Annotated in this window: 8 protein-coding genes; 7 read left to right on the top strand and 1 reads right to left on the bottom strand. The window is 72.4% G+C overall.

What is annotated here, in order from left to right; all coding sequences use genetic code 11:
- The 7 genes from ACFXGN_RS20315 to ACFXGN_RS20285 all read left to right on the top strand — a co-directional run.
- Positions 1-1,028: vitamin B12 dependent-methionine synthase activation domain-containing protein (locus ACFXGN_RS20315; protein ID WP_384860937.1), on the top strand; the 1,028-nt coding region annotated here is incomplete at its 5' end.
- Positions 1,025-1,885 carry a methylenetetrahydrofolate reductase [NAD(P)H] gene (metF, locus tag ACFXGN_RS20310; RefSeq protein ID WP_384860934.1) on the top strand — a complete coding sequence of 287 codons (861 nt, stop codon included), beginning with the start codon at positions 1,025-1,027 and terminating at the stop codon, positions 1,883-1,885. The genes ACFXGN_RS20315 and metF, both read left to right, overlap by 4 nt.
- Complete coding sequence (gene ahcY / locus ACFXGN_RS20305) at positions 1,878-3,296, top strand: adenosylhomocysteinase (RefSeq protein WP_384860931.1); 1,419 nt, start codon at positions 1,878-1,880, stop codon at positions 3,294-3,296. Before metF ends, ahcY begins: the two co-directional genes overlap by 8 nt.
- 6 nt (positions 3,297-3,302) lie before the next feature.
- Entirely contained in the window at positions 3,303-3,989 is a 687-nt protein-coding gene (locus ACFXGN_RS20300) for a maleylpyruvate isomerase family mycothiol-dependent enzyme (protein ID WP_384860928.1), read from the top strand.
- A gap of 134 nt (positions 3,990-4,123) precedes the next feature.
- Entirely contained in the window at positions 4,124-7,840 is a 3,717-nt protein-coding gene (locus tag ACFXGN_RS20295; protein WP_384860926.1) for an amino acid adenylation domain-containing protein, read from the top strand.
- A 219-nt stretch (positions 7,841-8,059) separates the two neighbouring features.
- Entirely contained in the window at positions 8,060-8,389 is a 330-nt protein-coding gene (locus ACFXGN_RS20290) for a chaplin family protein (RefSeq protein ID WP_384860924.1), read from the top strand.
- Positions 8,390-8,559: 170 nt separating this feature from the next.
- Positions 8,560-9,990, top strand: coding sequence for a hypothetical protein (locus ACFXGN_RS20285; RefSeq protein WP_384860920.1), 1,431 nt, complete (start codon positions 8,560-8,562; stop codon positions 9,988-9,990).
- Between the two features lie 57 nt (positions 9,991-10,047).
- Here the strand turns inward: ACFXGN_RS20285 and ACFXGN_RS20280 are convergent, their stop codons facing one another.
- Positions 10,048-11,139, bottom strand: coding sequence for a hypothetical protein (locus tag ACFXGN_RS20280; RefSeq protein WP_384860917.1), 1,092 nt, complete (start codon positions 11,137-11,139; stop codon positions 10,048-10,050).
- Between the last annotated feature and the right edge of the window lie 666 nt (positions 11,140-11,805).

Below are 11,805 nucleotides of genomic sequence, written 5' to 3'. Positions count from 1 at the left end.
TGACCCGCGCCTACGTCGAACAGGACCTCCACGAGATCTACCAGGGCGAGGTCCGCTACGCCCGCGACGCCTTCGAGGGACTGCGCCTCATGGACGCGCTCATGGGCGTCAAGCGGGGCGTCCCCGGGGTCGTGCTCCCCCCGCTCAAGCAGCGGCGGGTGCCGAAGCGCGAGACCCCGGCCGAGCTGCTGCGGGTCACCGAACCGGAGCCGGTCGGCCGCTCGGACGTCGCCGCCGACAACCCGGTGGCCGAGCCCCCGTTCCTCGGCACCCGGGTCGTCAAGGGCATCCAGCTGAAGGACTACGCCCCCTGGCTCGACGAAGCGGCCCTGTTCAAGGGCCAGTGGGGGCTGAAGGACGCCGACACCATCGAGTCGGAGGGCCGTCCGAGGCTGCGGATGTGGCTGGACCGGCTGAGACGTGACGATCTCCTGGAAGCGGCCGTGGTCTACGGCTGGTTCCCCTGTGTGTCCAAGGGGGACGACCTGATCCTCCTGGACGAGGACGGAGGCGAGCGGACCCGCTTCTCCTTCCCCCGCCAGCAGCGGGGCCGCCGCCTCTGCCTGGCCGACTTCCACCGCGCCGAGGACTCCGGCGAGGTGGACGCGGTCGCCCTCCAGATCGTCACGGTCGGCTCGCGGATCGGCGAGGAGACCGCGAAGCTCTTCGCGGCCGACGCCTACCGCGACTACCTCGAACTCCACGGCCTCTCCGTGCAGTTGGCCGAAGCGCTCGCCGAGTACTGGCACGCCCGGGTCCGCGAGGAGTGGGGCATCGCGGGCGCCTCGGAGCCCGACGGGATCGAGGGGATGCTGCGGACCGAGTACCAGGGCTGCCGCTACTCCCTCGGCTACCCCGCCTGCCCCGACCTGGAGGACCGGGCGAAGATCGCCGCGCTGCTGCGCCCCGAGCGGATCGGCGTGGAGCTGTCGGAGGAGTACCAGCTGCACCCCGAGCAGTCCACGGACGCGATCGTCGTCCACCACCCGGAGGCGAGCTACTTCAACGCGGGAGGCAGACGCCTGTGAACCCCACCTTCTCCTTCGAGTTCTTCCCGCCGAAGACGGACAGGGGCGAGCGGACCCTCTGGGACGCGATCCGCCGGGTGGAGGCCCTCTCGCCGGACTTCGTCTCCGTGACGTACGGCGCGGGCGGCTCCTCGCGGGACCGGACCATCGAGGTCACGAAGCGGATCGTCACCGAGACCACCCTGCGGCCCGTCGCCCATCTGACGGCCGTCGGACACTCCGTCGCCGAACTGCGGTCGATCATCGGCGCCTACGCGGACGCCGGGGTACGGGACGTGCTCGTGCTGCGCGGGGACCCGCCGGGCGATCCGCGCGGCCCGTGGACACCTCATCCGCAGGGCTTCACGTACGCCCACGAGCTGGTCGGACTGGTGCGCTCGCTCGGTGAGTTCAGGATCGGGGTGGCCGCCTTCCCGGAGGGCCACCCGAGGTCCCCGGACTCCGCGAGCGACCTCGCGCACTTCGTCGCCAAGTGCCGGGCGGGCGCGGACTACGCGATCACGCAGATGTTCTTCGACCCGGAGGACTACCTGCGGCTGCGGGACCGGCTCGCCGCCGCGGGCTGCGACACCCCGGTCATCCCGGAGATCATGCCCGCCACCGACGTGCGCCAGATCCGGCGGTTCGCGGAGCTGAGCGACGCCGCCTTCCCCGAGGACCTGGCCCACAGCCTGGAGGCGGTCAAGGACGATCCGGCCGCCGCCTACCGCATCGGCGTCGCGCACGCGACCGCGATGGGCCTGCGCCTCCTCGACGAGGGCGCCCCGGGGCTGCACTACATCACCCTGAACAAGTCGACGGCGGCACTCGAAATCCACCGCACCATCCTCAGCGCAAGGAGCGTTGTCCATGTCTGACGTCACTGCCACCGGCTTCACCGACTTCAAGGTCGCCGATCTCTCGCTGGCCGTCTTCGGCCGCAAGGAGATCACCCTCGCCGAGCACGAGATGCCCGGTCTGATGTCGATCCGCCGCGAGTACGCCGACCGGCAGCCGCTGGCGGGAGCGCGGATCACCGGCTCCCTGCACATGACGGTGCAGACCGCCGTCCTCATCGAGACCCTCGTCGCGCTCGGCGCGGAGGTCCGCTGGGTGTCGTGCAACATCTACTCCACCCAGGACCACGCCGCCGCCGCGATAGCCGCCGCGGGCATCCCGGTCTTCGCCTGGAAGGGCGAGACCCTGGAGGAGTACTGGTGGTGCACCGAGCAGGCGCTGACCTGGCCGGACGCCGACGGTCCGAACATGATCCTGGACGACGGCGGGGACGCCACCCTCCTCGTCCACAAGGGTGTGGAGTACCAGAAGGCGGGGGCCGTCCCGGACCCGTCGACGGCGGACAACGACGAGTTCCGCGTCATCCTGGAACTCCTGCGCGACACCGGGCTGGACTGGGGCACGATCGCCGCCGGCATCCGGGGCGTCACCGAGGAGACCACCACCGGCGTCCACCGTCTGTACGAGATGCACCGCGAGGGCGCCCTGCTCTTCCCGGCGATCAACGTGAACGACGCCGTGACGAAGTCGAAGTTCGACAACAAGTACGGCTGCCGCCACTCGCTGATCGACGGCATCAACCGGGCCACCGACGTCCTCATCGGCGGCAAGACGGCCGTCGTCTTCGGCTACGGCGACGTCGGCAAGGGCTCGGCGGAGTCCCTGCGCGGCCAGGGCGCCCGGGTCATCGTCACCGAGATCGACCCCATCTGCGCGCTCCAGGCGGCGATGGACGGCTACCAGGTGGCGACCCTCGAAGACGTCGTGGAGAGCGCCGACATCTTCATCACCACCACCGGCAACAAGGACATCATCATGGCGTCCGACATCGCCCGGATGAAGCACCAGGCCATCGTCGGCAACATCGGCCACTTCGACAACGAGATCGACATGGCCGGTCTGGCGGCGATCCCCGGCATCGTCAAGGACGAGGTCAAGCCCCAGGTCCACACCTGGACGTTCCCCGACGGCAAGGTCGTCATCGTCCTGTCCGAGGGCCGCCTGCTCAACCTGGGCAACGCCACCGGCCACCCCTCCTTCGTGATGTCGAACTCCTTCGCGGACCAGACCCTGGCCCAGATCGAGCTGTTCACGAAGCCGGAGGAGTACCCCGTCGACGTGTACGTCCTGCCCAAGCACCTGGACGAGAAGGTCGCCCGCCTCCACCTCGACGCCCTCGGCGTCCGGCTGACGACCCTCCGCGCCGAGCAGGCCGACTACATCGGCGTGCCCGTCGGCGGCCCGTACAAGCCGGACCACTACCGCTACTGAGGACCCATGTGTACCGACGACCCTGGTGACGCACCCGAGGTGCGCGACCCGTGGCTGCCGGACCGGCTCCTGAGAACGGAGCGGGACCTGCTCCTGCCACTGCTCCGCCGCACCCCCGAGGAGACGTACGAGCTCCGCACCGCCTGCCCCGGCTGGACGGCGCGGCAGGTCCTCGCCCACTGCGGGGCGGCCCTCGTCCGGATCGTCGAGGGCCGCCTCGAAGAGGGCGTGTTCCTGCCCGAGGCCAACGCCTGCGACGTGGCCGAACGGGAGGACTGGCCGCTCGGCCGCATCCTCGACGAACTCGAACGCGGCCTCACCGAGGCCGGACCGGTCATCGCCGAGCGCGAGGACGGCAGGCTCGACGCCGTCGCGCTCGGCGAATGGGTCCACGCCGGAGACGTCCGGGAGGCCTTCGGGGCCCCCGGCGCCTACTGCGGCGACAGCCTCGAACTGGCCCTGCCGCTCCTCTCGGTGACCAGCCGCAAGCGGGAGACCCCCCGTCTGGTGGGCGTCCTGGAGGACCGCGAGACCACCCCGGTGGCCCTCGGCAACCCCATCGAGGGCCGCCCCCCGGCCTCCTTCAAGGGCGACGCGGCCACCCTGATCCGGATCTACTCCGGACGGCCCCTCGTCCGGACCCGCTACGAACTGACAGGCGCCACCGAACACGAACTCCTCATCTACCGCTGAGGGCCCGGCTCTTCGGCCCCACACCCCCCACCCCCGCTCCCGCACCAGGGGCCCGGCCCACCGCCGGGCCCCGCCGGAGAGCGGGGCGAGCCGTACCCGAGGCCCCCGGCGCACCCGCATCCGAAGGGACCTTCATGCCCAGCACGCTCGACCGGCTCCTGCACGCCGAGACCCTGGAACGGCCCGACGCCACCGCCGTCGTCCACGAGGACGAGACGCTCACCTTCCGGGAGCTGTCGGAGGGCGCCCTCGTCCTCGGCCACTATCTGCGCTCCCTCGGCGTGACGAGGGACACCCGGGTCGGCGTCCACGTCGATCCGTCCCTGGAGCTGGTCATCGGCACCTGGGGCGTCCTGTCCTCCGGCGCCGCCTACGTGCCGCTCTCCCCGGAGTACCCGGAGGAGCGCGTCCGCTACATGATCGAGGACAGCGGCGCCCGGATCGTCTTCACCCAGGACCGCTTCCGCGACCGCGTCACCGACCTCGCCCCGCCCGGCACCACCGTCGTCACCCTCCGCGAGGCCGTCCAGCACGCCTGGCGCACGGCGGGCGAGGAGCCACCGGCGTACGAGGTCCACCCCGGCGACCTGGCGTACGTGATCTACACCTCCGGCTCCACCGGAAGACCCAAGGGCGTCATGGTCGAGCACCGCTCGATCGTCGCCCAGATGCGCTGGATGGCCGCCGAGCACCAGCTGCGGCCCGGCGCCGTCGTCCTCCAGAAGACCCCGATGAGCTTCGACGCCGCCCAGTGGGAGATCCTCGCCCCGGCGGTCGGCGCCCGCGTCGCCGTCGGCCCGACCGGCTGCTACCGCGACCCCGACGCCCTCGTCGACACGATCCGCGCGCACGGCGCGACCATGCTCCAGGGCGTCCCCACCCTCCTCCAGGCCCTCGTGGACACCGAGCGCCTCGGCGACTGCGTCAGCCTGCGCCGGGTCTACTCGGGCGGCGAGATCCTCTCCAGGAACCTGGCCGGGCAGCTCCTCGCGGAACTGCCGGCCGCCGAACTGATCAATCTGTACGGCCCCACCGAGTGCACCATCAACGCCTCCTCGCACACCGTGGACCGGGCGACGCTCGCCGACGCGCCCGCCGCGATACCCATCGGGAGACCCGCGCACGACACGACCTTCCACATCCGGGAGGGAGAGCTGTGCATCGGCGGGGTCCAGGTCGCGCGGGGGTATCTGGACCGCCCCGAACTCACGGCGGAACGGTTCATCACCAGCGAGACCGGCGAGCGCCTCTACCGCACCGGGGACCTGGCGCACTGGAACGAGGACGGCACCGTCCAGTTCGCCGGGCGCGCCGACAACCAGATCAAGCTCCGCGGCTTCCGCGTCGAGCTGGACGAGATCGCGCTCGCCGTGGAGAACCACGACTGGGTGAAGAACGCGGCGGTGATCGTCAAGGACGAGCCCCGCACCGGCTTCCAGAACCTGGTGGCGTGCGTCGAGCTGTCCCCGAAGGAAGCCGCCCTGATGGACCAGGGCAACCACGGCGCCCACCACCAGTCCAAGGAGTCGAAGCTCCAGGTCAAGGCCCAGCTGTCCAACGCGGGCACCCGGGACGACGCCGATCTGGCGGGCCGCCCGGTGGTCGCGCTGCCGGGCCTCACGCCCCCGGAGCGGACCCGGCGGACGGTCTTCGCCCGCAAGACGTACCGCTTCTACGAGGGCGGCGAGGTGACCCGCTCCGAGGTCCTGGCGGCACTGGCCCGCCGCCCGGAGGGCATCGGCTCCCGCGCGGTCGGCAGCCTCACCGTCGCCGATCTCGGTGAACTGCTGCGCTGGTTCGGCCAGTTCGGCAGCGAGGAGCGGCTGCTGCCGAAGTACGGCTACGCCTCGCCGGGCGCGCTGTACGCGACGCAGCTGTACGTGTCGGCGCGCGGGCTCGCGGGTCTGGAGCCGGGCACGTACTACTACCACCCGGTGCGCCACCGGCTGTATCTGACCGAGCCGCTGCCGGACGCGGGGGAACCGTTCCTGCGGGTGGCGTTCCGTGGCCGCGGGGACGCGATCGAGCCGGTCTACCGGAACAACATCCAGGAGGTCCTGGAGATCGAGGCGGGCCACATGGTGGGCCTCTTCGAGGAGGTCCTGCCCGGCCACGGACTGGACATCCGGCCGTACGCCCCGGGGACGGGCGCGGAGGACCTCGGGACCTTCGAGATCGTCCCGTACGACGGGGAGCACCGCGCGGACCCGGAGGTGGACCTCTACGTGCAGGCGCACCCGGACCGCGTCCGGGACCTCCCGGCCGGGCAGTACGTCCACGAGGCGGGCGCCTTACGGCGGGTCTCGGACGCCCTGGTGGAGAAGAAGCACGTCATCGCCATCAACCAGGCCGTCTACGAGCGGGCCGCGCTCGGCATCACGGTGATCAGCCGCACCGAGGCCGCCGACCGGGCGTACGTGGACCTCGGGCGGGCCCTCCAGCGGCTCCAGCTCGGCGGCCACGGGCTCGGGTTCATGTCGTCCGGCTACAGCTCGAAGTCGGGGCACCCGCTGCCCGCGGCCCGCCGGATGGACGAGATCCTGGCGGCGGCCGACCGCCCGGGCGGCCCCTCGTACTTCTTCGTCGGCGGCCGGACCAGCGAGGAGCAGCGGCTCAGCGAGGGCATGTACGAGGACACGGTCCACATGAAGGGCCCGGCGGAGATGATCCGCGACGACCTCGTCCGCCGTCTGCCGGACTACATGATCCCGAACCGGGTGGTGGTCCTGGACCGGCTGCCGCTGTCGGCGAACGGCAAGGTCGACACGAAGGCGCTGGCCGGGCTCGCCGTGGTCAACGCGGGTCTGCACGGGCGCCCGCACGTCCTGCCGAGGACCCGCACGGAGAGCAGGCTCGCGGAGATCTGGGCGGTGGCCCTCAAGTACGAGGAGGTCGGGGCGGTCTCCGTCCTGGACGACTTCTTCGAGTCGGGCGGCAACTCGCTGATCGCGGTGGCGCTCGTGACCCGGATCAACCGGGAGTTCGGCTCCTCGCTGCCGCTGCAGATCCTCTTCGACCGGCCGTCGGTCGAGAAGCTGGCCCATCAGCTCGACGGCGCGGCGGCCACCCCGGCGTCCCGGCTGGTCCGCCTCCACGCGCCCGGCGCCCGGCCGCCGGTCTACTGCTGGCCGGGGCTCGGCGGCTACACGATGAACCTGCGGCACCTGGCCGAGGAGATCGGCATCGACCGCCCGTTCTACGGGGTGCAGGCGTACGGCATCAACCGGGGCGAGGAGCCGTACGAGACGATCACCGAGATGGCGGCGGCGGACGTGGAGGCGATCAGGCGCCGCCAGCCGGCCGGGCCGTACACGCTGTGGGGGTACTCCTTCGGCGCCCGGGTCGCGTTCGAGTCGGCGCACCTCCTGGAGGCGGCCGGGGAACAGGTGGAGAACCTCTTCCTGATCGCCCCCGGCTCCCCGAAGGTCCGCTCGGCGGAGACCGGCGGGGCCTCGTACGGCAATCCGGCGTTCGTGACGATCCTCAACTCCGTCTTCTCGGGCGCGATCGAGACGCTCCCGGACGAGGTCAGGGACCGGAAGACGTTCGTCGCGCACGTGGCGGACCGCTTCCCGGCCCTGGACCCGGACCTGATCGCCCGGATCGTCGCCATCGTCGAGGAGACCTTCGAATTCACGTACACCTTCCGTGAACTGACGGAGCGCCAGGTGTCGTGCCCGGTGACCCTGTTCAAGGCGGCGGGCGACGACTACTCGTTCCTGGAGAACGCGGAGGGCTGGTCGACCCGCCCGCCGACCGTCGTCGAACTGGACGCGGACCACTACAGCCTCCTGCGCCAGCCGGACCTGAGAGAACTGATCAAGAAGATCCGGTACCGGCTGGGTCAGTAGGCCCGGGGTGGGGCCCGCCGCCGCTTCCCGTACGAGGTCGGCGGGCCCCGTGGACGTCCGGCGCCCGGTCCGCCCGCCGCCCCGCCCCGTCTCCGCACGGTCACCCCGTCGGCCCACGCGCCCGGAGCCCGGTTCCTTCGTTGAAAGGGATGAGGTCCGGTCCCGTCCGGACGTCCGTACGGGTGCCGGGACATGGGTCCCGGGTGGAGGAGGAGCGCGATGGGCACGACGAACGCGATGGGTACGGAGACGTGGGGTGCGGGTGGCGGTGTGGGGCGGTCCGGCAGGCGGGTCGCGGTGCTGGGTGCCGTGGCCGGGGTGGCCCTGCTTCCGGCCGGTGCCGCCCACGCGAGCGTGATCGGCGTCGGGAACGCGGTGTTCGGCAACACCTGTGTCAACCAGAGCGGCGGCGCTCGGGCCGAGGGCTCCACGGTGGCCGGAAGCGGGGTGGCGAGCGGCAACCGGGCCGGTCTGCCGCTGGACCTCCGCCGCAACCACTGCGGCAACAGCGGCATCGTCTGCACCGCCGTCTTCCGCTCCAGCGTGTGAGCGGGGCGGTGACCGGGCCGATGGGCGGCGGGACGGCGGCGGGCGGACCGTCGTCCGAGCGGCCCGTGTCCGAACGGCCGGTGTCCGAGCGGGCCGTTTCCGAGTGGGCCGTGTTCGGACGGTCCTCGTCCGAACGGCCGGTGTCCGAGCGGGCCGTGTCCGAACGGGCCGTGTCCGGACGGTCCTCGTCCGAGCGGCCCGTTTCCGAGCGGGCGGTGGAGGCGCTGCTGTCCCTGAGCGGGCGGGTGTTGCCGCTGCTGCGGCAGTGGGTCGGCTCGGATCCGGGTTCCGGTGTGGCGCGGGCGCTGCTGGCGCTGGCGACCGGGGACCGGTGGGACGACGCCGTACTGAAGGAGCAGTTGTCGCTCGCGCACCGGGACGCGCTGGCCGCCGGTGAGCGGGAGGCGAGCCTGGTGTACGGGGTCTTCCTCCACACCCACCGGCAGTACCGGCTGACCGCCGACCATCTGGTCGACCACTTCGCCCGGTGGCCCGCCGACGAGCAGGCCGGGCTCATGCTGGGCGCGTTCGCGGAGTGCGGGGACGCCTCCTACCGCGCGCACGGCGACGCGCTCATGGAGCGGCAGGCGGAGATGGCGGGCCCGGACAGCTGGCCGTGGCAGAGCTGGCTCGCCTCCGTCAGGGCGGAGCAGGGGCGGGTGCGCGAGGCGTACGAACTGGCCGTCCACGCGCTGGACCTGTACCCCCGCTCGGGTGTCGCCGCGCACGCCCTCGCGCACGCCGAGCACGAGCGGGGCGGCGGTCGCGCCTCGGCCGACTTCCTCGACCGGTGGCTCGGGGAGGACCCGGGGGCGGTGCAGTCACGGCATCTGAACTGGCACAGCGCCCTGTACTCCCTCTCCTGCGGCGACTTCGCGGACGCCCGCCGCCGGGCGGACACGGCACTCGCGCGGACGGACGTCGGTATGCGCGCCGCGACGAACTGGCGCCTGCTCCTGGTGGGGCAGGCTCCGGCCGGGCGGAGCGACCCGGGCCAGGTGCGGGAGCTGCTCGCCGCGCCGGGCGGGATGGCGGAGGTCTTCCACACCTTCAACCTGGCCCTGGCGCTGGCCGTGGAGGCCGCCACCGACGACCTGCACGTCCTGGCCCGCCGTGCCGCCGCGGACGAACGCCCCGACTACCGCGAGGTCCTGGCCCCCGTGGTCCGGGCGCTGGCGGAGATCACCGCGGGCCGCCCCCGGGCCGCGGTGGACCTGCTGACCGCTCTGGGGGAGGAGACGGAACGGATCGGCGGGGTGCGGGTCGAGCGCGAGATCGTCCAGGACACCCTGGCCCGTGCCCTCGTCGACGCGGGGGAGCCCGCACGCGCGGCCGGTCTGCTGCGCCACCGCACCACCTCCCGCCGCCACCACGTCTACGAGGACCTCCTCCTCGTAGCGCGTACTCCGGCGGACCCGGTACGTGCTCTGGCGGATCCGGCGCGTACTCCGTCGGACCCGGCGCCTGCTCCGGCCGACCCGGTACGTACTCCGGCCGACTCGGCGCCTGCTCCTGCCGACCCGGCACGTGCTCCGGTCGTCGCGGCGCGTACCCCGGCGGACCCCGCGCGTACTCCGGCCGGTCTGGCCGACTCCCGCTGATCCGCGCCACCGGACGGTACGGGGACCGCTCCGGCGGTACGTACGGGTGGCCCCTGGTCAGCGGGCGGGCGCCCCGGGCGCGGGCGGTCGGGTGGGTTCCGCGCACCGGGGGCACAGCCTCTCGTCCGCGACGGGGCGGAACAGCATCGGCTGGGTGTGTTCCGTGCCCTCGCACTCCCGCGCGTCCGCCAGCCGCGCGGACAGGCGGGGGCCGGGCGGCGGGGGCGCGGGCGCCGGGAGGGCCCGGGGCGGGACCTCCCGGAGGAGGTAGCGCAGCAGACCGCCGGGCCGGTGCACGGGCGTCCCGTCCCGGGGCAGCCCGCGCAGGACGTGCGCGTGGACGTCGGCAGGGGTGTGTCCGGCGGCCAGCCAGCGGGCGGCGAGCCGGGCCAACTCGTCCCGCATTCCGGCCGGGACGAAGCGGAGGGCGGGGGAGAGCAGCGGGAGCGCGCCGACGAGGGCGCGGGCGTCCTCGGACGGCGGGTCGGCCCCGGGCCGCTCTCCGGGCCTGGACCGGTCTCCATCCCTGGACTCGTCCCCGTGCGGGGCCCCGGCCCCGGGCCGCTCTCCGGGCCTGGACCCCTCCCCGGACCGGCCTCCGGGCCTGGACCGGGCTCCGTGCGGGGCCCCGTCCCCGTCCCCGTCCCCGGCCCCGTGCGGGGCCCCGGCCCCGTCCCCGTCCCCGGTCTCCGGTGGAAGGTGGGAGGTCTTCTCCCGGGGGTCTTCTTCTGGATGACCGTCGGCGGGCCGGGGCCCCGGCGCACCGACGGCCGGATTTCGGGGGCCCGGTGCGACCTGCGCGGAGGCGTGCCGTACGGGCGTCCCGCCGAGGAGCTTGGAGGCCTGGGCGGCGGTCAACGGCGTGGCGGACACGAGCTGTTGGGTGCTCCAGCAGCCGCCCGTGCCCTGTACCCGCCGCTCGTGGACGAAGCCCTCGGAGATGAGCTGGCGTTTGGCGCGGGTGAAGGCGGTCGCCCCGATACCGGCCCGTTCAGCCGTACGGGAGAGGTTTTCCGTGGCGCCCCCGGGAAGGGAGAGCTGCCAGGTCAGCAGCCGCACGGCGTCGGAGGAGAGCCGGGGATGCCGGATCAGCTCGTGAGAGAACCGGGTGAAGGCGCTTGAGGGCGCGATAAAGTGCCGAGAGATCACGGGTGGACGTCTTTCCACGGGTGGTTGAGGCCCCTGACGGTGATTCGCAGTCACCGGCGGGGGCCGTTTGGCGTGACCGTACCGCCTGTAAACCTGTCCAGCGGGACACACCGGGAGAAGTCCGCCCGTACGAGTGAAGTCGCCTGTTGCCGGGGGGTCCTGGCCCCCGCCAGGCGGGTCGGCGCGCTCGCGCTGTCGCTGCCGACGCGGGGCGCCGACGACCCTGCGTGAAGTCGGTCGGACTTCACGCACCTCTCGCCCCCACCCCACCAGGACACGCTGATCACCCGCCACGACCTCGCCACCTCACGGGGCCGTACGACGCGGCAGGCGCGGTGCCGGAACGGAGCCGGAGTTGGAGCCGGAGCCGGAGAGGCGATGGTGAGGAGAAGCTGCGATCGGCGCTATGTGGAAATATTAAGAATGTGGTTTGTGGTGGGCATGATTGGTTGATTCCCTCCCCTTGCGTCAGGGTCTTCGCTTGCGGTGGAACGGCGCATCCGGCCCAACTGCCGAATACCCGTTCGGTTTTCATCGGTCGTCAGGGGAGTTCCGCGCAGAGGCGTGTCTGAGGCCGAAACGCATTGATCGGGCATGGCGTGTATGGACCTTTCTGGCCAAGTTCTGGGAAATCTAAAATGGTCAGGCTCTTGGTCGACGAAAGGG

Source organism: Streptomyces sp. NPDC059247 (assembly GCF_042754005.1).
Taxonomy (GTDB): Bacteria; Actinomycetota; Actinomycetes; order Streptomycetales; family Streptomycetaceae; genus Streptomyces.
This window is presented reverse-complemented; position numbering and strand designations above follow the sequence as displayed.